Source organism: Desulfomarina profundi, assembly GCF_019703855.1.
GTDB classification, from domain to species: domain Bacteria; phylum Desulfobacterota; class Desulfobulbia; order Desulfobulbales; family Desulfocapsaceae; genus Desulfomarina; species Desulfomarina profundi.
In genome coordinates, this window is record NZ_AP024086.1 from 597,751 (window position 1) to 623,647 (window position 25,897).

The window sequence follows — 25,897 nt, forward strand, 5'->3', positions numbered from 1 at the left end:
AAGGGAGAAGGTATGGGAGAAAGGTCATCAGTTCCGGCAGAAGTTGGAAGAGAATTGTTTTATTCGATACAGGATCCCCTGCTTGTTGTAACGCCAGAGGGAAAAATTGTTGAAGTTAATCCTGCTTTGCTTAAAGCGGCTCGCAAAACAAGAGAAGAAATTGTTGGGGAAGGTGTCTGCAAGATTATTCACGGAGGTCGCTGGCCACATATCAAATGTCCCCTGGAAGAATTTTTGCTGACGTGTTCTCCGAGGATTGAGGATACTCGTTTACCTGGGCTCAATGGGGAGTATTCGCTTAACGTGGTTCCTATTGAAGGTACTGTCCAGGAAGGCTCCCTGATTCTTCTTATTGCCAGAAAACTGACCAAAGATGAGGTTAGAAAAGTTGATTCAATCAGAACTGCCCAGCTTGCGGCTATAGGAGAACTTGCAGCAGGTGTTGCCCATGAAGTAAACAATCCCATTAACGGAATTATTAATTTTGCACAGATTCTGCTTGATGACAATCCACAGGATTCTGAACAGGCCGAGATTTTAAGACGTATTGTTAATGAAGGAGAGAGAATAGCAACAATTATTTACAACTTGCTCTCGTTTGCTCGCGAAGATGGCAGCGATTTCGTTTCTGTTGATTTAAATGAAATTTTAAAAGAGAGTCTGTCTCTTGTTCAGCATCAGTTGAAGAAAGATGGTATCAAAATAGTTACTGAATGCTTTCAGCCTTCATGTCTAGTGTCCGGTAATTTTTTGCAGTTACAACAGGTTATACTGAATCTTATCAATAATAGCAGGTATGCCTTGAATGAACGGTATGTTAACGGAGCCGAGGATAAATGTATATACATTACTTGCCAGCCGGTTGTTGTAGATGAAGAGAAATATATACGTCTTGTGGTAAAAGATCTGGGAACCGGGATTCCCCAGGGAATTCTGGACAAACTCTTTGAACCATTTTTCACCAGCAAACCCGCTGGGAAAGGATCTGGATTGGGTCTCAGTATCAGTTATGGTATTGTGAAAAACCATAACGGCGTATTAAAGGTGGATTCTGTTTTAAATCAATATACTGAAATGACGATTGAAATTCCAGCGTTGGAGGTATGATGTCAGGTGATCTTCAAGATATCCATATTCTAATTGTTGATGATGAGGAGTCGATTCGTGTCACCTTTGAGATGTTTTTAAAGCGTGCTGGATATGGAAGGATTTCAACAGCTGCCACTATGGAAGAAGCGCTTCTTGCTATTAATGAAGAACGTTTTGACCTGATTATCAGTGATATTGTTCTCGAGGGGGCTAAAGGGACAGATCTTCTACGGCATATCCAGAAGACAGGTCTGCGATGCCCGGTAGTTATGATAACCGGTTTCCCCAACCTGGAAACCGCTGCTGATGCTGTGCGGTATGGAGCATTTGACTATATATCCAAACCGGTTAACAAAGAAACACTCCTGCGTTTTGTCCGTCAGGCTTTGAGTCACTGGCAACTTCAGAAGGAAAAAAAACTATTGCAGCAGGAGAATGAAAAATACAGAAGGTATCTTGAGGTGATTTTCAGCTCGGTCAGTGACGCTATAATCACTGTGGATGAACATACAAATATTGTTCAATTGAATAACACTGCAAGAGAGTGGCTGGGTAGCATGGAACCGGAGGGCGTGATTAATCTTGCCGGGTTGTCCGATGAAATAGGTAAAGCATGTCTTCATGATGCAACCAGGGTGATCAACCATGGCGAAACAGTCAAGGAACATCTGGTTGAGTGTGAAATGAAAGACGGTACGGTCCGCATGATCAGCTTAAATGCTGCACCACTTAAGGATTCTGTTGATGAATTTAATGGGGCTGTAATTGTCATGAGAGATATAACAATGGCACCGCCGACGACTGTTGGCCCGAAGCGAACGTCATTCAGGAAATTTATAGGCTCCAGCCAGGTAATGCAGGATGTATATCAATTGATAGAAAATGTTGGCAGAGTAGATACAGCAGTCCTGATTACTGGCGAATCCGGAACGGGCAAGGAACTGGCAGCAGAGGCCCTTCATGCTGAGAGTCTGAGAAAGAGCAAGCCATTGATAAAGGTTGATTGCGCAGCTATCCCGGAGGACCTTTTAGAGAGTGAACTTTTTGGCCATAGGAAAGGTGCATTTACCGGAGCGGATCGAGATCGTAAAGGTCGATTGTTCCATGCTGATGGAGGAACTCTTTTTCTTGATGAAATTGGCGATATCTCACCCAGAATGCAACTTCGTCTGCTGCGTTTCCTCCAGGAGCAGACTTTTACCCCCGTGGGGCAGGATATTTCCATTCAGGTGAATGTGAGAATTATTGCAGCAACAAATGTTAACCTGAAGGAAAAGGTGAGGGACGGTGGTTTTCGGGAGGATCTTTATTACAGGCTGAAAGTTGTGGAAATACTCCTGCCACCTCTTCGCGCAAGAAAAGGATGTGTGCCACTGCTTGTACATCATTTTCTTAGTGTGTACAGGGATAAGTTGAATAAGAATATATTCAGTATATCTGACCAGGCAATGGAGTTGCTTTGTAATTACCGCTGGCCTGGAAATGTAAGGGAGTTGAGGCATGTGATAGAGCGAGCATGTGTGCTGTGCAACGGAACCAGTATTCTTGTGGAAAATTTTCCAAAGGAGATTAAAAATGATGTCGGCAGGCTGGAGAATCGAGTTGATAGCGAGATACCAGAACGCAGGCAGAGGGCAACAGACATGATAAATACTGATATGTTTATCAGCGAAGAAGAACAGATTCTCTCGGCCCTGCAAAGTACCGGTGGCAATAAAACAAAAGCAGCTCAGTTGCTCAAGATTGATCGGAGCACTCTCTATAGAAAGATGAAACGGTATGATCTGTGATGTGCACCAAACGGTGTGTTGCATTACTGTCGCATAAGTGTGGCACCTGTCGCATTCAGAGGTGGCTGCACCATAAATGCGACAGGTGTGTTGCTGTTGCTTGAAGCAATGTTTCTATATTTTCCTCTGTTACTCGTTCAGAATATATTTTTTTATATTGTTATTTAAGTATGTTATGTTTTTTGTTTTTGGGGGGTGAGTTATTTTGTCTTTTGGCATGAAACGTGAAAGATAAATGACAATTCATGTGGAGTCACACAGTGGACGGAAGACAATTTAACGATGAGGACAGAAAAATGAAAGAAACCACTCGAACCCGACAGAAAAGTGAATTCAGGACAATTGAGAAGACTGGTGTAACTACAGAGATATCAAAAGTCAGTGTTGTAATGGTTGGGATATTTGGTGTTGCTGTTGGTCTTTGGAGCCTCGCCTGTCTGGTTGGTGGTCTTGTTGCTGCAGGAGGTCCTTTCCAGTTGGCGGCAGGGTGGTTTAAGGCTGTGTCTGGAATCTGAAGATTATAATCTGATTGCCTGTGAAACTGAGTCTGGCAGTGATGCCGCGCATGTTCTGGTTAATCTGAATTTCGCACGTTTTTAAAAATTATTTTGAAAAGACCAAGGTTTTAAGAACCTCTGGTCTTTTTTTTGTGTTACAATGTAGTGGTGTGGAAATGTTTCATGTGGAGTGTCGCAAAGTAGATATGGAACACATGTGATTTACGGGAGATTTTTAATGTGTTGCAGACCATTGCCTGCCTCAAAATCAACCGTAGATAAAATCAGGGAAAAACTGTTCAGGGAAAGTCATGGCAATTTTTGTGAGAAATTTGTTCCTGTTTTTTATTGTTGTTTTTGTCTGTTTTGTCGGAGGTTTTATTTTTTATCATGAGCACAGTCTTCCCGTTATAGGATACAGCCAGTTCTATCGTGATCTGCAGGGTCATGATGTGAAGGAGCTGACTTTTACAGGAAACCGGGCTGAGGTTGTTTTGCAATCCGGTTTTTCATATACTGTGAATGTCCCTGATGTCAAAAAAGTTACTGCATCACTTGATCCGCTTAACGTTACAATAACGTATCAGCCGGACTATACTTCATTTTATTTTCAGGGAGCACTTTTTATTGCTGGTGTTTCACTGGCCATTGTTATTCTTTTATCTTTTTTTGCACATAGAAGAGAAACCTCTGAGAGCAGATTTGCCAGTGATAAACTCATTAGACCACATAGAGGTGAGGATAGAATTACCTTTGATGATGTGGCAGGTGTGCCCGAGGCCAAAGAAGAGTTGCAAGAGGTGGTCTCCTTTTTGAAGAATCCGGATCAGTTCAGCAATATCGGTGCATTAATTCCGAAGGGACTCCTGCTGCAGGGGCCTCCGGGAACGGGAAAAACACTGCTTGCTAGGGCTATCGCGGGGGAAGCTGGAGTACCTTTTTACAGTTTCAGTGGTTCTGATTTTGTGGAAATGTTTGTGGGTGTAGGGGCTTCAAGAGTGAGGGATCTTTTCAGTGAGGCCAAGAAAAATGCGCCCTGTATAGTATTTATCGATGAAATTGACGCGGTTGGCAGCAGTAGAACAACTGTTTCCTCAGATGGTCAGGATGAAAGAGGGCAGACCCTGAATGCTCTCCTGGTGGAGATGGATGGTTTCAGTTCCACGGATAATATTATTGTCCTGGCTTCCACCAACAGACCGGATATACTGGATGCGGCTTTAAGCCGACCCGGTCGGTTTGATCGCAGGATAACCCTCCTTCCCCCGGATCTTAAAGGCAGACAGAAGATCCTCGACGTTCATTGCCGGAAAGTGACACTGCGTGAAGAAGTCGATCTTGAGGAAATTGCCCAGATGACTTCTGGATTTACCGGTGCGGAACTGGCCAACCTGGTTAATGAAGCTGCGCTTCTGGCGGGAAGGGATGGTTGTGAGGCTATCGAGATTGAACACTTTGATCTTGCCAGGGACAGGATAATGCTCGGCGTGGAGAGAAAGGGTGTTATTCTGACAGAAAAAGATAAACAGATCCTCGCCTTTCATGAGGCGGGTCATGCCATTGTGGCAAAACTCCTGCCTGATTCCGATCCCGTTCATAAGATCACAATAATTCCCCGGGGGCGGGCTCTGGGCCAGACCCAGCAGCTCCCAATGGGCGACAGAACCGCTTACAGCAGGGACTATCTGAAAAACCGTATTGCAATCCTACTTGGAGGGCGTGCCGCTGAGAAGATTATTTTTAACAGCAGGACCACCAGGGCGGAAAATGATCTTCTCCAGGCTACCGAAATAGCAACAAACATGGTTTGCCGCTGGGGATGAGTGAAATACTCGGGCCCCAGGCTTATGGTGTGGGGGATAGCGGTTTTCTGGGAGATGAGATGACAAAAAGGCTGGTGATGAGTTCGGAAACGGCCAATCTCATTGATGGTGAAATCAAAGCTCTACTGGCGGAGTGTTACAGTCAGGCAGCGGCAGTTTTGAAAGAGGAGCGACTGTTTTTGAAAGCTCTTGCGGAAATTCTCCTTCAGGTGGAAACCATTGACAGCGAAGAATTTGAAATAATATATCAATGCTCTCTGACCAAGAAGGCAAAGGCCAGGAGCATGTCTGAAGAAATATCGGAGTGCAGTGTCTGTCCTGCCAAAGGACACTGTCTTGAGGCAAAGGTGGCTTAGGGGATGAATTCACTGAAAAAACTTGTCTGGCTTGCCTTCCTGCTGGTGGGTGGACTTCTGATGTGTATTGCTCTGCTCGGTATTTACCAGTACCGACTGACGGGAAGCTATAATGAGGTAATCGTCGGCAATGGACGAATACTTTTTCATTTCATGACCATTCGTGAAGGGATAATTGAAGCGTTTATTACAGGAAAAGAGAAGGAACTCATTCAGCTGATACCTGATCTTGAGCAACTCAATTCTGAGTTGTCTCTGCTGAAGGAAAACAATCTGGTAGCCCCCGAGCTGAAACTGGCACTGGTTGATAAGGTGGATTTACCAAAAATGGTGATTCTTCTCCGTCAGGCAGCAACTGATAACAACCCGGAAACGAAAAAAAAATTGCAGGAGCAGATGCGATTTATTGCAGATTACCTGATCCAGTATGACAGGATTATTGCCGGCCAGGCCAGGTTGGCCATCATCAATTTCCAGAAGATGGTAATAGGAGTGTTGGGGCTGATCATCAGCCTCGCCGGTTTTGCTCTTATTCATTTCTATCGAAACAGTCTTTTGCCGCTTCTGCAGCTCATAAAAAATCTTGAAGCCGACCACCTTGAACCGGAAAATATTCTCCCCTCTCCACCGGTTATCAAGGAAGTCGCCGATCTGGCGTTTTCGGTCCGGCAACTTGTCATCAAAATCAGAGAGCAGGAGTTGCCCGCCGATTCCGCTGCTGTTGAATTGCGTAATAATCTTGAAATGAACATCAATGAGACAATCAACAGGCTCAACGGCATAATGAACTACGCGCAGCTTCTCCATGATGGAGAAACGGAGAACCGGAAGGAGATGCTGCAGAAGATAATAGACAGCGGTGCTGCAATCGCTGAGGAATGGCAGAAATTAAAATAGAGGGGAGAAAAAGATGTCCGAGAAGAATTCCAAACAGCAGGTCTCCACAGAAGAAGGGGGAAGCTCTATCGGTTGGCAGGAACAGATAGGGCTTTCCGTAAAAACACCCATCGGCCTTCTGGGATTTGGTATTACCACAATGTGTTTTACCTTGACAATCCTCGGTCTGTTGGGGCATGTAACCGGGTTGATTGAAAATCATTATGCGGCTATTGTTACATTTCTGATTTTCCCATCGGGGATGGTTTTTGGCCTGATTCTCATACCAGTAGCCTGGTATTTGAGGAGAAAGAAATGGTTTAAAAACAGTCTGACGTCTAAAAATGTCATACTTGATTTTGGTAAATCCACTCACAGGAGGGGTGTAATTCTTTTTCTTGTCCTCTCCATTATTAATCTTGCAGTTTTTTCCTTTGTCATCTACGAAGCCTATCATTTCACTGAATCCGATTATTTCTGCGGAGCAGTCTGTCATACGGTCATGGATCCAGAATATACTGCCTATCAGCGTTCACCTCACGCAAAGGTCGGTTGTGTTTCCTGTCATATAGGTTCCGGAGCGGAATGGTATGTCAAAGCCAAACTTTCAGGGCTGCGCCAGGTGAAGGCGGTTTTTGACGGGAAATTCAGCAGGCCGATTCCGGCCCCGGTGGAACATTTGCGGCCCGCCCAGGATACCTGTGAGCAGTGTCACTGGCCGGAAAAATTCCATGGGAAAAAAGTGAAAAAATTTGTCTCTTATTCCAATGAAGATCAGGAAAATCCGGAAATAAAGGAAATAGCCCTTCATATCGGCGGCAGGAATCCCCTGACTGACAGGTTCGAGGGTATCCACTGGCATGTCAGCAAGGATGTAAAGGTCGAGTACGAGTCACTGAATGAGACACGGACCAAAATCGGCAGGATCAAAGTGACCAAACCTTCCGGCGTAACCGAGGAATACGTTGTGGACGGCGAAGAGAAAAGTGAGCCTGGAACATGGCGTACCATGGACTGTATTGACTGCCATAACAGACCGACCCATGTCTATGATGATCTTGAAGAAAAGATTGATTTTGGCCTCCATTCAAAAAAACTGGACGCAAAAATTCCGGGTCTCCGAGAGGACAGTATCGTGGTTCTTCGGAAAGAGTACGGTTCAAGAGAGGAGGCGGAGGAACAGCTCGTGGAGACTCTTCTGGCGCTTCAGGCTCAACGAAATGGCGATGATTTTGTGGCCGAAAATGAACAGGCACTTATATCTTCCGGCAAATATCTGCTGGATGCTTACCTGGCGAATGTCTGGCCGGCAATGAATGTGACCTGGGGGACATACAAGGGTCATAACGGCCATAAAAACGAAGAATCCGGTTATGGTTGTTTCCGTTGCCATGATGAGGAACATACAACGGCTTATGGCAAGACCATTTCCCAGAGCTGTGATCTCTGTCATGATGAGCCGGAATAGAACGAAGTATCAGCCAAAGCGACCTGTGATGTAATCTTCAGTGAGCCGGTGGCCGGGATTGGTGAAAATCTGTTCTGTTTGTCCTACTTCTACCAGGTCTCCAAGGTGGAAGTAGGCAGTCCGCTGGGAAACCCGGGCTGCCTGCTGCATGGAGTGGGTGACGATTACGATTGAGAACTGGGCGCGCAGTTCGGCGATCAGTTCCTCCACTTTGGCCGTGGCAATGGGGTCAAGGGCGGAGCAGGGTTCATCCATCAGGATCACTTCGGGGCTGACAGCAATGGCTCTGGCGATGCAGAGCCGCTGTTGCTGGCCCCCTGACAACCCAGTCCCCGGCTCATGGAGCCTGTCTCTGACCTCCTCCCATAATCCTGCCTTTGTCAGGGAATCTTCCACTATCGTGTCAAGGTCTTGCCTGCTTGTGGTAAGGCCATGTATCTTCGGGCCGTAGGCCACATTATCATAGATCGATTTTGGAAAAGGGTTCGGCTTTTGAAAAACCATACCGACCCGGGCCCTCAGGGGAACAATATCCACGGAAGAGTGGTAGATATCTGTTCCGTCAAGACAGATTTCTCCCCTGACCCGGCAAATCGGAATGGTATCGTTCATGCGGTTGAGGCAGCGGAGAAAAGTGGACTTACCGCAACCGGAAGGGCCTATCATGGCAAGGACCTCTTCTCTGCCCACATCAATGGAAATATTGTTGATGGCTCGTTTATCACCGTAAAAGACTTCAACATTCCTGCAGGTCATTCGAGGGTTCTCAATAACAGGTGTGCCGATTGTCTGCCGATCTGTCGATTTTTCTCTGTTCAATTCATCGGTGATTGCGGTTTCAGGTTGTATGAATGCTGTTTGAGCGAGTTCTGCTGTCAATTCCATTTTTTGTTCCTGTGTAAATATATAATGGTGGTTTTTTCCGGAAAACTGATAACCATCCGGAAAATGGAGGGAAGGACGACTATGGATATGATCGGGACCGGATGGTTATCAGCGGGTGGTTACATCTCTATGGTTTTTAGATCGGCAGCAATCGTCCTGTACTTGTTTCTCTCCGGATCAGGCATGGGAATCATACCCTTGTCGGACAGATAGCCTTCCGGACCCCAGGCTTTTTCGCTGGTGAATTCGGTAAGGTATTCACGGATACCGGGGATAACGTCAACGTGGGCCTTTTTTACATAGAAGAACAGGGGACGGGAAATGGGATATTTCCCTTCGGCAATGGCTTCAAAAGTCGGGCCCTGCCCCTCAATTGTGGAGCCCTGGATTACATCATTGTTCTGATCCAGGAAAGAAAAGCCGAAGATACCAACGGCAGACGGGTTGCTCTGCAGTTTCTGGACAATCAGGTTGTCGTTTTCTCCTGCTTCAATATAGGCGCCGTCTTCACGGATGGTATGGCAGAGCTTTTTATAACTTTTTTTATCATTTTTTTTCATGGCCTTGATAAATGGAAAGGTTTTACCGCCGCCTTCCATGGCCAACTCGACAAAAGCGTCGCGGGTGCCGGATGTGGGGGGAGGTCCGAGTACCTCAATAGGAGTAGCCGGGAGGCTCGGGTTGACGTCTTTCCAGGTTTTGTAGGGGTTGGGTATGAGTTTCCCGGAACCGGTCGGGTCGGGAACATCTTTTGCCAGGGCAAGAAAAATATCCCTGCGTGTCAGTTTGAGAGGTGTTGCTTTTCTGCTGTTGGCCAGGACAATGCCGTCGTAACCAATTTTGATTTCCACAATGTCCTTAACGCCGTTGGTGGCACATCTCCTGAGTTCAGATGACTTCACGGCCCTGGAGGCATTGGTGATATCGGGATAATTTGTTCCGACACCGCCACAGAACAGTTTGAAACCGCCACCGGAACCGGTGGATTCGATTTTCGGAGTTTTAAAGTGGGTTGTCTTGCCGAATTTTTCGGCAACAACAGTTGCAAAAGGGTAGACTGTGGATGAGCCGATAATGGAGATGGTGTCACGGGCCTGTGCCGGACCATGAACCAACATGAATGACAGGGTCATGGCACCTGCCAGGAAGATGTTTCCGGTTACGAATTTCATTGATACTTTCTCCTTCATAAGTTGTTGTTGACTATTGTTTACCAGGTGATCTCGAATTTTTTACGCAGGTAGACAGCCAGCGCGTTCATCGAAATCAAAAATATTAAGAGAATCATAATGGCCGCCGAGGTTTTTTCGGTAAAAGCGCGCTCGGGGCTGTCTGCCCAGAGATAAATCTGTACAGGAAGCACGGTAGCTGCATCGGTGAACGAACTGGGAATGTCGACGATAAAGGCGACCATGCCGATCATCAGCAACGGCGCTGTTTCACCGAGGGCCTGTGCCATGCCGATTATTGTCCCGGTCAGCATACCCGGGAGGGCCAGGGGGAGGACGTGATGGGTTATTGTCTGCAGTTTCGAGGCTCCTACCCCTAAGGCGGCTTCCCTGATGGATGGTGGAACCGATTTCAGGGAGGCTCTTCCCGCTATAATGATTGTGGGTAGTGTCATAAGGGTAAGAACAAGGCCGCCCACCAGTGGGGTTGAACGGGGCAGACCCCAGAAGTTTATAAAGATGGCCAGGCCGAGCAGGCCGAAGATGATGGATGGAACGGCTGCAAGATTATTGATATTCACCTCGATGAAATCCGTCCATCTGTTCTGGGGAGCATATTCTTCCAGGTAAATGGCGGTTGCCGTACCGATGGGAAAGGAAAGGGCAAGGGTTATAAGCAATGTATAGAATGAACCCTTTATCGCTCCCAGTATCCCGGCCAGCTCCGGTTCCCTGGAATCACCGCCCGTTAAAAATGTGGTGTTGAATTCCATTTTTATCCGGTTGTCTTTCCGCAGCCTTAGCAGCCATTTCAGTTGACGCTCATTGATCCGTGGATTTTTTAATACTGTTTCCACGTCGCCCTGGTTTTCGGGTAGACCACTTTTTATCAGCATATCCACATCATCATCCGCCAGAATCCATACGGTTTTCATGGTGCCGATTAATTTGGGATTATCATGGACCATTTGGTGAAGCAGGTAGGGGGCTGCTGGACTGACAAGATGATAGAGGGTCCTTCTCTCCCTTCTCGTTTTGACCTGGGGGAACATTTTTCGTAAAGAATATTTGATCACTCCTGGATAATCGGCTCTGGCGAGGTTTTCATCCTTGAAGAAGCCGTGGTCAAAACGGACGTCAACGGCTATTCGTGTCTGTTTGAAAGCGGTATACCCTTTCGAAAATATGGAGATAAAAAGAAACAGGACAAAGACAATCGTTATGGTGACTGCCCAGAGTCCCAGCAGACGAAAATTTCTTTCGCGCCGGTACCGCCTGGAGAGTCCCTGCCGGATAATGGAGAAATTGTCTTCAGCAATAATTCCGGTATCTTTTTTCTTTTTCTTATTCATAATGTTCCCGGTATGTTCGAACCACCCGAAGGGCAATGACGTTGAGGCAGAGAGTAAAGAGAAAAAGGAGAAACCCGAGGGCGAAGGCAGCAAGGGTTTTTGGGCTGTCAAATTCCTGATCACCCACCAGCAGGGTGACAATCTGGACGGTAACTGTGGTTACGGCCTGTAACGGGTTACAGGTAAGGTTTGCAGAGAGACCGGCAGCCATGACAACTATCATTGTTTCCCCGATGGCCCTGGAAACGGCAAGAAGAATAGAGCCGACAATACCCGGGAGTGCTGCCGGGATGATCACGTTTCTGATGGTTTCAAAATGGGTGGCACCCAGGGCGAAAGAGCCGTCGCGCAGGGATTGGGGTACAGCATGGATAACATCATCCGAGAGGGAGGAGACGAAGGGGATGATCATGATTCCCATAACCAGTCCTGCCGCCAGCGCACTTTCTGAAGAGACTGAAAGATGGAAAATTGTACCCGTTTCGCGAATCAGCGGGGCAATCGTAAGAGCCGCGAAAAAACCGTAGACCACTGTGGGAATGCCCGCAAGGATCTCAAGGATCGGTTTTGCCAGGGTACGCAGGCGTTTTCCTGCATATTCCGATAGATATATGGCAGACAGAAGACCCATGGGAATCGCCACTGCCATGGCAATGGAGGCGATAAGCAGGGTTCCCGTCAGCAGAGGGATTACACCGAAGGCGCCGGATGATCCGGCCTGATCGGCACGGATTGCCATCTGGGGGCTCCATTTCAGACCAAAAAGAAAATCGGTCAATGAAATAATTTTGAAAAAATGAATGGATTCAAAAAGAACCGAGAGAATGATTCCCAGGGTGGTCAGAATTGCCACCCCGGAGCAGAAGATCAAAAAGATCCTGACGATAAATTCAATCCTGTTTCGTGCCCGGAGACCACCGTGGATAGATTGCAGGGTGAAGACAAATGACAAAAGTGAGAGAAGAAAGAGAGATGGGAAGAAAATGGTTCTGACCGTATTTTTTATGGCCATATAGTGTTTGGCCGCGGCAGTAATGATCGGATTGGCGGTATTGGCGGTGAAAGCCCCTGAAGCTCTATTTTTGATATCGTTGATCACCAGGGAGAATTCACTGGTGGACAGTCGGTGAAATTCTATAGGCAAGGTTCTGTTTATCAGTGAAATGACAATATTATCTTCCAGGAAAATCCAGATGAAATAGAGGAGCAGGGCGGGTAGAACTGAACAGATAGCCACGTAAACACCGTAATGAATCGGCAGTGAATGGAGGGTTTTGCCATTTGCCGCCAGTTTTCCGGCTTTGACAGCTCCGCAGAAGTACGCGCTTGCAGCCATAAACGCAAAAAACGGAAGTATGAAGTGATAGAGTGTTGACATTTTTATGGTTGGTTGTGCCGGGAAGATTTTATGGAAAACGGGTTATGGTACCTTCGACAAAATAGATCACCTCTTCGGCGATATTGACGGCTCTGTCGCTGATCCGTTCCAGATGACGGGCCAGCAGGTAAGTGTTTATATGGTATCCGGGATGTTCAGGGTCCCTGCGGATCCGTTCCTTGATATCCTCATAACAGCGATTGCGGAGTTGATCCACAGCGTCATCGGCAAGGAAGATGTCCCTGGCTGTTTTGGAATCCCGCTTGACCAGAGAGTCGATACTCTTTTTGAGCATATCCAGGACCCGGCCGCTCATTTCCGAGAAATCGTAGCTGACTGCCGCCAGATGATGAAACTTGGTGATATTCTGTACCCGCATGGCAATGCTTACGGCAATATCAGCAATACGTTCCATTTCGTTGTTGATCTTGATTACTGCAATCAGGAATCGCAAATCCCTGGCGACCGGTTGGTGGAGAGCAAGAATTTTCAGACAGTCTTCCTCAATTTCCACCTCCATTTCGTCCACCTCATAGTCCAGCAGAATAAGTGATTTGATTGCCTCTTCGTCCTTGGTTTGAATGACTTCTGCTGCCTTGCGGACACGCTCCTCAACCATGGTACTCAGTTGCAGGATCTTCTGGTTGAGCCTGGTTAGTTCGTGGTGAAAGGTATAATGTGTATTCATGTGATTCTTTCATGTTGGAATTGTCAATTATGTTTCAGTATTTGTATTGATGGGAGAGAATAGAGGCTAAATATTTTTCTCCTGTTAGATGAATGTTAGGATACGGTTAGGAGGGGAAAAGGTGTTGCCATGGTTGGTGAAATAAAGCACGATAAGCTTGCGCCTGAAAGAGAAGTTGTTGTGCAGGCTTTTTAATTTTCCTGTTCCTTGACTTGGAGCGAAAATTCTAATTTTTCAAGGTACCCACAAACCAACGGACTTATAAATGGCTGAGTCATTTGGTTCAGTTTTACTGGCTGGAAAAAAAGAAATGAAAAAGATAAATGTGCTTGTTGTGGAAGATGAGCCGGATATACAGCAATTGGTCAGCTACAATTTATTGAAGGCAGGTTTTAATGTGAGTTGTGCAGATTCGGGCGAACAGGCCCTGCAGATTCTGGCCGTGGAGGAAATTGATTGTGTTCTGCTGGATCTGATGTTGCCGGGGATGAGTGGTCTTGAGATATGCTCGGCTATGAAAAATGAGATGAAAAACAGGTATGCGTCCATTCCCATTATCATGCTGACCGCCCGGGGGGAAGAGGAGGATGTGGTGACCGGATTGCAGTGTGGGGCTGATGATTATATCACCAAACCGTTCAGCCCCGGGTTCTTGTGGCCCGTCTCCAGGCCGTGGTTCGAAGGAGCGGGGCAGGTAGAGAGAACGATAGAGAAGAAAAGAAAAAAAGCAGGATTGAAGTGAATGGTCTTGTAATAGATAAGGGACGACACCGGGTCACCCTGCATGGTCTTGAGTTACAGTTGACTATGACGGAATTTGGTATTCTGACCCTTCTTGCCGAAAAACAGGGCTGGGTTTTTTCCAGGCAGCAGATAATAGATGCTGTCCGCGGCTATGATTTTCTGGTAACACCCAGGGCAGTTGATGTGCAGATATTCGGATTAAGAAAAAAACTTGGTGATTTCGGTACAATGATAGAGACTGTGCGGGGAATGGGATATCGTTTCAAGAGTCAGGAAGAAGGAAATGACAGTCTATGAAGATGGGGCCGAGAAAGTTGCTGTGGCAGATGTTTCCAGTCAATGTGGTCATTATTCTCCTGGCTATTCTGGCGGTGAGCTGGTTTTCCACTTCCACATTTCAGGAATTCTATTTTGCAGATGTCACTGCAGATCTTGAAGCCAGAGCCAGCCTGTTGAAATCAAGAATAAAGGACCTGGTCCGCGGGAACAGATTGGAGGAATTGCGGCGATACTGTGTCTTTGCCGGACGGGAATCCGCTACCAGGATAACGGTGATTCTGGCAAACGGCAGAGTTCTTGCTGATTCCAAGGAAAACCCGGATATCATGGATAATCACCGTCACCGACCGGAAATTGAAAAGGCTCTGCTCGGGGAAAAAGGGGTTTCAAGGCGATTCAGCCACACCCTGGATGAAAACCTTATCTATGTGGCTGTCCCGCTTTATGGTATTTTGTCTCCCAAATCCCCGGAGAGCGCAGGTTTAACAGTGGAAGCTGTTTTGCGTACCTCGGTTTCCGTGTCATCTCTAGACAGAACACTGGAAAGAATGCGGTTGCGGATCGGTCTGGTCTCCTTTGGTGTAATTTTTTTTGCCGCACTGATTACCCTCCTTATATCCCGTAGTATCAGCAGACCTCTGGAGCAGATGACAAGGAAGGCCGAACAGTTTGCCCGGGGGGATTTCAGTACCAGGATGATGCCGGTAGCCGGGAAGACCGCATCCCTGGAGGTTATGAAACTCTCCACCTCCATGGACAGGATGGCCCAACTGCTTGATGAGAAGATCCGTGAAATAGAGACTCATCGAAACCGGCTGGAGACTGTTTTTTCCAGCATGGTGGAGGCCGTGGTGGCCATTGATCGGCAAGAGCGGGTAATGTCGATCAATGATGAAGCGGCAAGATTGTTTGGTGTAAAAAAAGAGAGAGTGGTGGGCAGGCTGGTGCAGGAACTGGTACGAAATAACCACTTGCTGCAGCAGATTACCGGGGTTCTTGAAAATGGTGTGCCTGTTGAGGACGAAATAACCCTCCCCGGCTCCTTCAGGGACAGATGCCTGCAAATCCATGTCGTCACCCTCCAGGACATGGATGGAGAAGGAGGTGGTGTTCTTCTGGTAATGAATGATGTCAGTAAATTAAAACGACTGGAAGGTATCAGGCGGGATTTTGTCGCCAATGTTTCCCATGAATTGCGGACTCCTACGACATCCATCCGGGGGTATGTTGAAACGGTACTGGACGGGGCCCTTGATGACCAGAAAGAAGCCAGACGTTTTCTCGAAATTGTGCTCCATCAGGCGGTTCGGTTATCCACTATAATTGATGACCTGCTGCTCCTGTCCCGAATAGAGGAAGATTCAAACCGGGGTAATATACAGCTTGTTGAAGGACTGTTGAAGCCGGTGATTCTGTCTGCAGGAAAAAGCTGTCAGCATAAAGCGGAAGAGGCCAGTATTACCATTGTTACTGAATGTACAGGTGATCTTCGGGTTATGATGAACAATACATTGCTCGAACAGGCGCTGGTGAATCTGCTCGTCAATGGTATCAGTTACAGCCCTGAGGGCAGTACTGTTATGATCAAGGTGAGTGAGGAAAAAAACTGTGGAGGCTCACAGGTGAAAATTTGCGTAAAAGACGAGGGCTGTGGCATAGCCGGTGAACATCTGCCCCGCCTTTTTGAGCGTTTTTACCGGAGTGACAAGGCGCGGAGCAGAGATCTCGGAGGGACCGGTCTCGGTCTGGCGATTGTAAAACATATTGTACAGGCACATGGTGGAAATGTGGAAGTCAGAAGCGAGGAGGGAGCAGGATCCGAATTCATAATTATACTGCAGGGACTTGAGGAGGTGTAGCCCACATTTCTCATGAACATTGTGTCAATTTTGAGAATAGTTGTAGAATACAAATAATTAGCCAACTATCAGTAATCGAACAAAATTCACACAATGTTCACACAAGGTCAGCCCAGGCGACGTTATCTTCTGCAATATTTCAACAGTAAATATGATGGACTCGTAAAAACTCCGATCTACTGCGTTGTGGGGTGATCGTGTAATGCTCGACGTACTCTATGTACGCCTGCGCTTACACGACACCGCCACGCCTTGTATATCGAAGTTTTTCCAGAGTCCATCTGGGAACGTTGAACGACTTTTTACGAGATCATCAAATATAGGTCACTATTATTTACTGTTGAAAATTTTGAAGCTGACGCCGCCTGAACTGATGAGAAATGCGGGGTAGACCGAATTTTTCTGGTTGCGTACGGGACTCAGCCTGGCAGGACAGGTGCATTTTCGATCTGGTTGAGTAGTTTTGTATGCAATCAGAAAAGTTTTTGACAAAGCCGGTGCGCAGGTTTATATTGCCGGAAAATGGGCGGGATTAACTCAGTGGTAGAGTGTTAGCTTCCCAAGCTGAAGGTCGCCAGTTCGAATCTGGTATCCCGCTCCATTTTCACTGGCTGTCCATAAATGATCTTCCGGCCGGATTTCCGTGTTGCTACGAAAATAAAGATGCATACGTATGTTTTATATGTTGCGCTTTAATGATGATCGGATTCGGTTCCTTTTTCCCCTACGGCTTCTGCTGCCATCGCCATGATTTCCCTGCTTTTTTGTCCCCCCGGAGTATCAGGAGTTTCTGTCCCGAAAATGGCTTTTATGATTTTGCGGGACCGTAATGGGTCCATGGGCGCGGCCGGCAGGAGTTGCTTTGTTGTGCTGGAGCAATGTATTATGCCGGTATCCTGCAGCCGTGTGAGAACTTCCTTGAGCACTGTTCGAGAATAGTGGGGAAGCTGCCGGTAGAGATCTGTTGACAGAATGGCTGTATCATTTAAAAATGATATGTAAATACAGTCTGTTATGTCAAATGCAGCAGCCAGTTGCAGGGAGGGGGCCTCTTTTTTCCTGAGCAGTGTATAGGTTCCCAGATTCTGTATTCCGTAGGCAACCTGTGCTCCCGTTAGAATAAATATCCAGCCGAGATACATCCACACAAGAAAGAGCGGCAGTGTTGCAAAGGAGCCGTAAATGGCATTGTATTTTGCCACGCCAATCTGGAGAGTGATATAAATATTCTGTACAGTGAACCACAGGAGAGCTGCCAGAATCGCACCGAAAACGGCAGGAAGTGTTTTGACCCTGGTATTGGGAAAAAAGATATAGATGATATAGAGAGTGAAAGCGATAAAGAAAACGGGTAACAGCTTGAGGAGCAGGGTCTGCAGCCAGATAAAGGGAATGAAAAGATCCATTTTTGCAGCCAGGGCCGGATTTTTTAAAAAAGCACTGGCTGCAAAAGCTACATTAATGGACACTGGCATCAGGATAAGCAGGGCAAGGTAGTCCGCGATTTTTCTCAGCAGTGGTCTGCCGTTTTCCACTTTCCATATGCAGTTCATTGCCGATTCGATATGGTTCAGAACAAGAATGACACTGAGCAGAATGCCTATCATTCCAATGGTGCCGATCGTGGTGAAGCTGGTTCGTTCAACGTAGTCGAACAGGGTGTCGGCAGCTGAACGGAGATGAGCTGTGAGGGTTTTCGTACCTTTTTCCTGTGTTCCGGTTTCTTCCGGAGAAGGACTGAATCCAGGGACCTTCAATGAGGAGCTGGATGTTTCAAGGGTGTCTATATAGGCATAGGCAGCCTTTTTCAGTTGATCTCCTCCGCCCAGGCCTTTGACGACCGCAGTGCTCATGGCCAGCACGGGAACAAGTGAAAGCAGAACCGTGTAGGTGAGAGCTGCGGATCTGAGGGAGAGGTTATTTGCACCAAATTCTTTGATTATTATCAGAATGAGCCGGACAGCATTACGTATCTTTTTCTGGAGAAACGAAGCGGACGGAGAATTACCGGCAGCCCAGCTGGTGAGGGTGAGTCGTCTGGAAGGCTTTTCTGAAGTGGAGGAGTCCATGGGACAATGCAGTATCAGTTTTGATGATCTCGTAAAAAGTCGTTCAACGTTCTCAGATGGACTCTGGAAAAACTTCGATATACAAGGCGTGGCGGTGTCGTGTAAGCGCAGGCGTACATATAGTACGTCGAGCATTACACGATCACCCCACAACGCAGTAAATCGGAGTTTTTACGAGTCCATCAGTTTTTACTGTAAAGCCATTTCTCAAGAATCTGAAAGACGGTTTCTCTTTTTATGGGTTTGGTGATGTAGTCGTCCATACCTGCTTCGAGACAGAGTTCCCTGTCACCTTTCATGGCGTTGGCGGTCATGGCAATAATTGGGATATCTGCGTGTCCCTGCTTTCTGATCTGCCGTGTAGCCTCATGTCCATCCATCACCGGCATCTGAATATCCATCAGGATGGTGTCGAATTTATCCGGTGAAGACGCGTATGTTTCAACAGCCTGTTTTCCATTGCCGACAACCGTGACTGAATACCCCGCTTTGCTCAGCATCATCTGGGCCAGTTTCTGGTTGACCGGGTTATCCTCCGCAAGCAGGATGCGGACGGACTGTTTCAGTTCTTCACGGACTGAATACTGGGTGACAAGTTGATCTTTTTGGGATTCATTTTTCTTGCTGTCTTCCGGCTTCAGTATTTTGGAAAGTGTCCTGAGCAGGATTGTTGGTCTGGCAGGTTTGGTCAGAAAGGCATTGAAGCCGGAATCTCTGCACTTGCCCGCTATCTTTTCGGCGGAAGAAGTATAGGCCAGAAGGGGCAGGGAGGTGGAGTCGTAGCCCTTGGATCGTATTTTTTCTGCCAGGTTAAAGCCGGAAATGTGGGGCATAATCAGATCGAGAATGGCAATATTGAATGGTTTCTCTGCTTTTTCCGCCTCTGCCATGGTCTTGAGAGTTTTCCGGGGATCTATGATGCATGTAGCCTTCATTCCCCCCTTTTTAAGGATACCGGACAGGATTTCGTTATTCGTTTTATTGTCATCGACGACAAGAACTCGAATACCCTGCAGGTTCTCCTCTGTCGGTTTTCTTTCCTGGCGTATGGATGATTTTTTCATGATCGCAGTAAAATGAAAGGTGGTTCCGACCCCCACTTCACTGGTTACCCATACATGGCCGTTCATCAGCGCCGCGATTTTTCTGCAGATGGAAAGACCGAGACCGGTGCCGCCATATTTCCTGGTGGTGGTACCATCAGCCTGTTTGAACACCTCAAATATGGATTCATACTTGTTTTTCGCGATGCCGATTCCGGTGTCCCTGATTTTGCTGAGCAGGGTAATTGTTTCGTCCGTTTCCTGCTGAACTTCGATGGCCAGTTCGAGTTCACCCTGTTCGGTGAATTTAGCGGCATTGCCAAGAAGATTGACAAGTACCTGGCGGAATCTGCCCGGATCACCCTTGACGTTGGCCGGGACGTTGTCATCAATCCGGCAGAGGACTTCAACGGGTTTTCCGGCAACCCTGGGCCGGATCAGTTCGCAGACATCATGGGCAGTTATCTCCGGGTCAAAATCGATATATTCCAGAGTCATCTGGCCGGCTTCAACCTTGGAGAAATCAAGAATATCATTGATCAGGCCAAGGAGTGCTTCACCACTGCGTTTGATGGTCATGGCGAAGTCGCGCTGTTCTTCGTCCAGTTCTGTTGCCAGCAGCATATCGGTAAAACCGATAACCCCGTTCATCGGCGTGCGGATCTCATGGCTCATGGCGGCCAGGAACTGGCTTTTCGCTACATTGGCAGCTTCTGCGGCCATTTTGGATTTTCGGAGTTCCTTCGTCTGTTTTTCTATTTCAGATTGGAGGGTGTTGGAATACTTTTCCTGCTGTTCATGGATTATCTGGTAGCTTCGCTGGTTTTCTTCCAGCATTTCCTGATGCTTGGCATCCATCACCTGGAATTTTCGGTTAAACTGTTTCTTCTGAATATCCAGTTTCTTTTGAACTTTTGCAAGCTCCCTGCCGCTAAAAAAGGTTTTGATTGCCAGTCCGGCAAGGCGCTGAATAAATTTTTCCTCCGAGAAGTTGTCTTCAGCGTGGAAGCAGAGGGTGGTTTTCAGCGTGGGCAGGTATTTCGTTACACTTTTTATGGGACCATTTACCGGTAGAACAGGCTGTCTGTCGGTTGCTGTTTTCTGATCGTCGGGGATAGCAGTGACTGATATACCGGGAAGATTGTCCTTCAGGTGAGCAAGAAGTTCCTGTAACTCTTCTGCTTCCGAATTTTCCTTTTTAAAAAGGTTTGAAAAGTCAGTCATTTTGTCCTCAGTTTAACCGTATATTGACTGGGCGTTTTCAATTTCTGCCGGAAGATCTTCCATAAGTACCGAGTATTCATCCATATTTTCCTTGAGGTGTTCAAGGAGGGGAGGCGAGATCACTGTCTCGATATCGGGCAGGGTTGAAAACTGCAGTTTGTCGGCGATAAATTCGGAAATCTGTATTATTCCTGTGAGGCTTGCCGGATCCACGTCTTCCATGATTGTGTGATGGTCTCTGATCGCCGCCACCGTGTTTTCAGGCATATTCCAGTCAAGGCTCATGAAATAGCCGATTTCGCAGTGATCCGTTCCGAAGTGCTCTCTTTCAAGTATGATCAGATTACGTGTTGAAGTACAGGTGGAACAGATTTCATGGAAATTTTCCTTTTCAACCTGTTCTTCTACCAGAAGACCAAAATCATGTAAAATACCACAAAGATAGGCATCATCACCATTAACACCGAAGATGCGTTCAGCCACCATCTTTGCACAGATGGAAACGACGGCGGAATGTATCCACAACCGTGTTTTTGAAAAAATAGCAGTATTTTCGGGAGGTTCGTCAAAGATGGTTTTCAGAGCATCGGTCACGGCAAGGTTGTGGAGGTTTTTCATGCCGATGAAAGCCACAGCTCGTCCTATGGAGTCAACTTTCTGGGCCAGGCCGTAATAGGGACTGTTTACCAGACGTAACAGTCTGGTTACCAGGATCGGATCCATCTTGATCACTTCCTCGAAATCCTTGATGGTCGATTCGCTGTCCGCAATAAGTGCTGACAGGGTGGTTACCACATGGGGAAGGGGTTGAATATCTGTAAATTTATCAATAAATAGGTTTGCTGTTGACATGAAATCCCTTATCAGTCTGCAGGGCGTGCAGCCGTTTGCGCCATTACCCCGAATCCATGAGCGTTTAATAATGATGCTTACAAATCCTGTGACCAGTTACACATTAAGTCGTCACGGATTCAGGATTATTTCTTGTTTTGTTATAGCTTCCGCCTTCACCCGGTCGAGCAGTTCCGCCAGAACTGGTTTGATGTTTTCCCGGATATCACCGGCGACGATTATATAGAGCAGATCGTCACCCGGTTGAAATGTTCCTGAATATGCTTTAATTATTATATCAAAAATACCTTCAGATTGAAGATATTCTTGGCGGAGGGTTTCAATTTTTTCTGAATCGGGGGTGACTTTCAGTGCGCTGACCTTTGCCCGGTTTTTGCGTGACCAGTTGCGTACTGTACCGTTGTGAATCAAGATCATTCCCACGTTATCTGTAAAATCCGGTCTGCTTTTCAGTTCTTTCAAGGTTTTGTTAAGGTCCATCATTCTCCTCAGCTGTTATTTGTTGGTGTGATAAAATTCCGCCTGGCTGACGGCCTGTTTTTTTTCTTCGCAGTCAAAAGAGGGACAGTGTCGGGTTGGCCCAGAATGAGAGCCTGTTTTCTTTTTTTCTTTTTTCTGCTTTTCTTCTCTGAAAGAGGTGGCTGTCCAGGTTGAGGTATTCTCAATTTCTGTTTGATATAAATTGTTGCATAACGGTCGAGGTTATTGGCTTTGACCAGTTTCTCCAGTGAAATTCCGTGGAGTCTGGCAATTGAACCGGCTGTATCTCCTCTGCGAACAAGATGAAAGGAAGAGCGTCGCTGGTTTTTCTTAAAATAAGTAGATGGCAGGGAGGCTATTGCCCTTCTGATGCTTTTTGTGTTTGGCAACCTGAGCGGGTAACCCTTGGGAATGAGTTTCTCTCCAGTGAAGACAGAGGGACGAAGAGCCGGGTTGAGTGCTTTTATCTTTGCGTGGCTGAGATGAAAATGGCTGCTTATCCGGTCGATATGAATAAATCCTTTGAGTTTGAGGTACCGCGTCGCAGGATACCGCTTTTTTCGAATACGGCTCGTTTTCTCGAGTTTTTCTGCAACTTCCAGGGCCGCAAGAAATTCGGAGTAGAAATTTTTTGAGGCGAATTTAAAATGGCCGCTGTCATATCCGGAAAAAATTTTCTGATAATTCTCCTTTGCGACCACAGCCCTTACCATGCCCGCCAGACCATAATTATAGGACGTTATGGCCAGAGGCCAGTTATGCAGAGTCTGGTAACTATTTTTAAGGTAACGGGCGGCAGCCCGTGTTGAGATAATGGGATCCAGGCGTTCATCGATTGTATAGTTGATAGCAAGATACTGTCTGCCGGTTCCCCTGGTGAATTGCCACATACCTGCAGCCCCGAATTTTGAATAGGCCCTGGTGTTGAACGATGATTCAACATGGGGAATATAGGCGAGTTCTTCCGGCAGTTTCATGGATCGAAATATTCTTTTCATTTCTTCCATGTAGGCTCCGGCCCTGATTACACCCTGGAGAAAACGTTCACGCTGTCCAGTCTGAATACGAACATTTTCTGCGGCTTTGGCCATGATCCTGAATTTATTGGGTCCCTTGAAAAGGGCAAGAATTTTTCTTTCCCGGGACGTGGTGGCCTTTTTCTTTTTGGCAATTTTCCTTAAAAGATGTGAGTAATGTTTCAGGGCCTGTTTGCGGGCGAGCCTGTTTACGCGGTCAGCCCCTGGAAGTTCGGAGTCGAGCAGGGGAATTACTTCGTAAATAATGGACAAATTATCTGAGTCATGTATAACTGCATCGTTCAGGGAATAAGTGGAATAGATTTTTTTCCAGAAGGCGATATTTTTCTTTATTTCGGGATAATGGGGGAACAGTTGTCCGGAAAATCCAGTTACGGGACAAGAGATGCCCAGGGTCATTATGAAAAAAATGATTGTCCGAAATAAAACCAAAATGGTCACTTGGAAAAATTATTGATCACCCATGAATTCGGTCTGAGCTCTTTGCTGTTCAGATGCTGCAGTCATGCCGGGTTTCAGGTGTAATCAGAAATGTTTACAATCTCTGCAGGAAAATCCTGTAATAATGATAGCATGTCACCTGAAATTTGCAATTGCCATTTTCCCGCAGCCTTTTCAGGATCACCCACAACAAATCAGAAGGAAGGTGTTTGAAAAACCATGTATACTCCTATAGTTGCGACTCTTGGTTATATAATGTCTCCCGATGGCCGGCAGACGCTGCTGGTTCATCGCAATAAAAGAAAAGATGATCAGCATCTCGGCAAATATAATGGCCTGGGAGGCAAGATGATGCCGGAAGAGGATATTCATACATGTCTGCTTCGGGAAATACGGGAAGAGGCCGGTATTATTTGTGAAAATGTTGTACTGCGGGGAACCGTCAACTGGACGGGTTTTGGCCCGAAGGGGGAAAACTGGTTTGGTTTCATCTACAGAATAGACAGTTTCCTGGGAACTCCGAAGATGACCAATGAAGAGGGAGATCTCTGTTGGGTCAATGTTGCTGATATCCTGGATCTTCCAATGTGGGAGGGGGACCGATTTTTTCTTCCTCTGGTTTTTGACGATGATCCACGGGTGTTTCACGGGTATATGCCGTATGATAATGGACGGCCACTGGACTGGAAGTATTCCCGGATCTGATCGGTCACTGCCTTTTTAGGGAAATGAATTTCTGAAGCCTGATGTTGACCATTTGTAAATTATAAATTCATGAAAACAGACAGTTAAAAACCTCGTGATCAGTTACGTACCATGGTATACTCCAACATGGTTTTTCTGCTCGTTAATATTTCAACTCAGTCTGGTTTCCGTGCACAGCGGATATGGTTGTATGCCTTGGGCATATCTTGAAACAGGTTGGGTTTCACATGCAAAATTACAATAAAAATTCCGGCAGTTACATTGTTGACTGGTTCTGTTTTCCATAAGAAAACGACAGATCGGGGAATTGCCGGAAAAGAAATAAAGGGGGTTTCATTATGGAACAGGAAAGTGAACTTCAGCGTCTTGAACAGTTCGTGGAGAGCCTGCTGCTCCGTTTTACGCGACTACGCGAGGAAAACAGGAAATTGCAGGGAGAACTGGCTGAACGGGATGAGGAAATTCAAAATCTTCGCTCAAACCTTTCTTCCAGTGATGTAGAGAGAAATGAGATCAGCCTGAGGGTTAATCGACTTGTTGCTCAGATTGAGGAATGGGAGCGGAATCTGGGTGAAGAAGAGATCACAGGGCCTGAGATGACCGAGAACGATGAAGATTCTGCCGGGGAGGAAATGGCCGGAGAGGGGGCTGGTGTCAATGCCACTGAAACTGGTGAATTTTCTTCAGTTGCAGAGGAAAACGAGGAGGAGAGAAGGGTACAGCATAATCTGTTTTCCATGGGAACATCTTCTCCTGAAGAATAATAACCGATTTTAATGCTGGAAAAAGTGACGGGGGCTGAGCCGGAATGTCGGAAAAAGAAAGGCTTGTGCGGTTTGAACTCATGGGGCAGGAGTATGCTTTTTATACAGGTGCCTCGGAAGAGGAGATGGAGTCTATTCTCAGTCTTGTCCGCAGTCTTGTCAAGCCCGGTCCAGCCGGTGGTTCCGGAACCCTGCCCGTAAGCAAGATTGCCATACTGGCATGCCTGAATATTGCTTCACGTTATGTGAAACTGAAACAGGAATTCAAAGATTACAGGGAGGATTCTGAACAGCGTATAGCCCGTTTGAATAAGAAAATCGGTGCAGGGCTGGCTGGAGATGATACTGAAACCATGTAGCCGGTGCGGCAGGATTTTCAGATAAACTGTTTTCGTTTATTGGAAAGTCTGCTATAGTTACAGATAAAGACATGAAATGAAATACGGGTCTTTCCCTGCACTGTTGGTGATCCTCAGTGTTTGTTGAGCCAACTCTCATGAAAAGGGTACCTCCGCTGGTATCTTAAGGAAGATCGCTTGCGAATTTCCTGACGTTGTTATGAGGATGCCCACCTATTAACTTAGGTTTAACTGTCCTGGTGACACGGCAGTGTGGGGAAGATGTTTTTATTTTTATATAATGTGTTGTGGATGTAATTTTAACGATCCGGTGGGTTTCTGCTTACATTGAGAGGCAAAAAAAGAAAAAGAAAACCTTCCGGTTAATTATATTTTAACAAGATTGACTTCAGCAGAAAGGTGCTGTCGGAACAAATTAGAATATTGGAAAGCGACAATTGCTTTTTTAAAATAATCTTTCGGATATTTTCATTGACGTGAGGTGTCGGGAATTATATTTTTTGAATTACTCTGGACTAATGCCGGATAATTGGCTTATTGTTCTGTAATTACTGGAAATATATGGCATTTTGTTTGCTGCAATGGTGTAATGTATCTCCTTTGCCCGGTTTTGGATGGGAGATTTTATTGAAGTCACCTCAAGAGTCCAGGTGGTAGTACGGGCTTTTCT

At 46.5% G+C, this 25,897-nt stretch carries 21 protein-coding genes, 1 tRNA gene, 1 other RNA gene and 1 pseudogene; 14 read left to right on the forward strand and 10 right to left on the reverse strand.

Going from position 1 to position 25,897, the window contains the following annotated elements; all coding sequences use genetic code 11:
- Positions 1-12 precede the first annotated feature (12 nt).
- The 6 genes and pseudogenes from LO777_RS02730 (at position 13) to LO777_RS02755 (ending at position 7,899) form a co-directional block, all read left to right on the forward strand.
- Positions 13-1,107 (forward strand): ATP-binding protein, encoded by a 1,095-nt coding sequence (locus LO777_RS02730; protein WP_228856036.1) that lies wholly within the window; start codon positions 13-15, stop codon positions 1,105-1,107.
- Positions 1,104-2,879: a sigma-54 dependent transcriptional regulator gene (locus LO777_RS02735; RefSeq protein ID WP_228856037.1), complete on the forward strand. Its 1,776-nt coding sequence runs from the start codon at positions 1,104-1,106 to the stop codon at positions 2,877-2,879. The genes LO777_RS02730 and LO777_RS02735 overlap by 4 nt, the downstream gene beginning before the upstream one ends.
- 296 nt (positions 2,880-3,175) lie before the next feature.
- Positions 3,176-3,394, forward strand: a complete 219-nt coding sequence (locus LO777_RS02740; RefSeq protein ID WP_228856038.1) for a hypothetical protein — start codon at positions 3,176-3,178, stop codon at positions 3,392-3,394.
- Positions 3,395-3,687: 293 nt separating this feature from the next.
- Positions 3,688-5,555: pseudogene (gene ftsH / locus LO777_RS02745) on the forward strand (ATP-dependent zinc metalloprotease FtsH).
- A 3-nt stretch (positions 5,556-5,558) separates the two neighbouring features.
- Positions 5,559-6,452 (forward strand): hypothetical protein, encoded by an 894-nt coding sequence (locus tag LO777_RS02750; protein WP_228856039.1) that lies wholly within the window; start codon positions 5,559-5,561, stop codon positions 6,450-6,452.
- Between the two features lie 13 nt (positions 6,453-6,465).
- A complete protein-coding gene (locus LO777_RS02755) occupies positions 6,466-7,899 on the forward strand; it encodes a cytochrome c3 family protein (protein ID WP_228856040.1) in 1,434 nt (477 codons plus the stop codon).
- 9 nt (positions 7,900-7,908) lie between these two features.
- Here LO777_RS02755 and pstB read toward each other — a convergent pair whose 3' ends face one another.
- The 5 genes from pstB to phoU all read right to left on the reverse strand — a co-directional run bounded on the left by pstB (position 7,909) and on the right by phoU (position 13,371).
- Positions 7,909-8,784: a phosphate ABC transporter ATP-binding protein PstB gene (gene pstB, locus LO777_RS02760; protein WP_268907499.1), complete on the reverse strand. Its 876-nt coding sequence runs from the start codon at positions 8,782-8,784 to the stop codon at positions 7,909-7,911.
- Positions 8,785-8,903: 119 nt separating this feature from the next.
- The gene (locus tag LO777_RS02765) at positions 8,904-9,917 is read right to left on the reverse strand and encodes a PstS family phosphate ABC transporter substrate-binding protein (RefSeq protein WP_228857323.1); all 1,014 of its coding nucleotides are present in this window, start codon (positions 9,915-9,917) and stop codon (positions 8,904-8,906) included.
- A gap of 77 nt (positions 9,918-9,994) precedes the next feature.
- Positions 9,995-11,305 (reverse strand): phosphate ABC transporter permease PstA, encoded by a 1,311-nt coding sequence (gene pstA, locus LO777_RS02770; protein ID WP_228856041.1) that lies wholly within the window; start codon positions 11,303-11,305, stop codon positions 9,995-9,997.
- Complete coding sequence (pstC, locus tag LO777_RS02775; protein ID WP_228856042.1) at positions 11,298-12,683, reverse strand: phosphate ABC transporter permease subunit PstC; 1,386 nt, start codon at positions 12,681-12,683, stop codon at positions 11,298-11,300. The genes pstA and pstC overlap by 8 nt, the downstream gene beginning before the upstream one ends.
- Positions 12,684-12,711: 28 nt before the next feature.
- Positions 12,712-13,371 (reverse strand): phosphate signaling complex protein PhoU, encoded by a 660-nt coding sequence (gene phoU, locus LO777_RS02780; protein WP_228856043.1) that lies wholly within the window; start codon positions 13,369-13,371, stop codon positions 12,712-12,714.
- A gap of 310 nt (positions 13,372-13,681) precedes the next feature.
- On the opposite strand from phoU, the gene LO777_RS20355 reads away from it, so the two are divergent.
- The 4 genes from LO777_RS20355 to LO777_RS02795 all read left to right on the forward strand — a co-directional run bounded on the left by LO777_RS20355 (position 13,682) and on the right by LO777_RS02795 (position 16,854).
- The gene (locus LO777_RS20355; RefSeq protein WP_329955647.1) at positions 13,682-14,113 is read left to right on the forward strand and encodes a response regulator; all 432 of its coding nucleotides are present in this window, start codon (positions 13,682-13,684) and stop codon (positions 14,111-14,113) included.
- On the forward strand, positions 14,110-14,412 hold the full coding sequence (locus LO777_RS20360) for a winged helix-turn-helix domain-containing protein (RefSeq protein ID WP_329955648.1): 303 nt from the start codon (positions 14,110-14,112) through the stop codon (positions 14,410-14,412). Before LO777_RS20355 ends, LO777_RS20360 begins: the two co-directional genes overlap by 4 nt.
- Complete coding sequence (locus tag LO777_RS02790; protein WP_228856044.1) at positions 14,409-16,253, forward strand: ATP-binding protein; 1,845 nt, start codon at positions 14,409-14,411, stop codon at positions 16,251-16,253. The genes LO777_RS20360 and LO777_RS02790 overlap by 4 nt, the downstream gene beginning before the upstream one ends.
- A gap of 526 nt (positions 16,254-16,779) precedes the next feature.
- Positions 16,780-16,854, forward strand: a tRNA-Gly gene (locus tag LO777_RS02795).
- Positions 16,855-16,945: 91 nt separating this feature from the next.
- Here LO777_RS02795 and LO777_RS02800 read toward each other — a convergent pair.
- From LO777_RS02800 to LO777_RS02820, 5 genes are all read right to left on the reverse strand, one after another.
- Entirely contained in the window at positions 16,946-18,322 is a 1,377-nt protein-coding gene (locus tag LO777_RS02800; protein WP_228856045.1) for a YihY/virulence factor BrkB family protein, read from the reverse strand.
- Between the two features lie 182 nt (positions 18,323-18,504).
- Complete coding sequence (locus LO777_RS02805; protein ID WP_228856046.1) at positions 18,505-20,589, reverse strand: response regulator; 2,085 nt, start codon at positions 20,587-20,589, stop codon at positions 18,505-18,507.
- A 12-nt stretch (positions 20,590-20,601) separates the two neighbouring features.
- The gene (locus LO777_RS02810; RefSeq protein WP_228856047.1) at positions 20,602-21,441 is read right to left on the reverse strand and encodes an HDOD domain-containing protein; all 840 of its coding nucleotides are present in this window, start codon (positions 21,439-21,441) and stop codon (positions 20,602-20,604) included.
- A 111-nt stretch (positions 21,442-21,552) separates the two neighbouring features.
- Positions 21,553-21,921: a molybdenum cofactor biosynthesis protein MoaE gene (locus LO777_RS02815; protein ID WP_407929113.1), complete on the reverse strand. Its 369-nt coding sequence runs from the start codon at positions 21,919-21,921 to the stop codon at positions 21,553-21,555.
- A gap of 8 nt (positions 21,922-21,929) precedes the next feature.
- Positions 21,930-23,390, reverse strand: coding sequence for a lytic transglycosylase domain-containing protein (locus LO777_RS02820; protein WP_228856049.1), 1,461 nt, complete (start codon positions 23,388-23,390; stop codon positions 21,930-21,932).
- 228 nt (positions 23,391-23,618) lie between these two features.
- On the opposite strand from LO777_RS02820, the gene LO777_RS02825 reads away from it, so the two are divergent.
- The 4 genes from LO777_RS02825 to ssrS all read left to right on the forward strand — a co-directional run bounded on the left by LO777_RS02825 (position 23,619) and on the right by ssrS (position 25,490).
- Complete coding sequence (locus LO777_RS02825; RefSeq protein ID WP_228856050.1) at positions 23,619-24,104, forward strand: NUDIX hydrolase; 486 nt, start codon at positions 23,619-23,621, stop codon at positions 24,102-24,104.
- A 338-nt stretch (positions 24,105-24,442) separates the two neighbouring features.
- Positions 24,443-24,868 (forward strand): hypothetical protein, encoded by a 426-nt coding sequence (locus tag LO777_RS02830; protein WP_228856051.1) that lies wholly within the window; start codon positions 24,443-24,445, stop codon positions 24,866-24,868.
- A 44-nt stretch (positions 24,869-24,912) separates the two neighbouring features.
- Positions 24,913-25,227 carry a cell division protein ZapA gene (locus LO777_RS02835; protein ID WP_228856052.1) on the forward strand — a complete coding sequence of 105 codons (315 nt, stop codon included), beginning with the start codon at positions 24,913-24,915 and terminating at the stop codon, positions 25,225-25,227.
- An 89-nt stretch (positions 25,228-25,316) separates the two neighbouring features.
- Positions 25,317-25,490: non-coding RNA, 6S RNA (ssrS, locus tag LO777_RS02840), on the forward strand.
- The last annotated feature ends 407 nt before the right edge of the window (positions 25,491-25,897 follow it).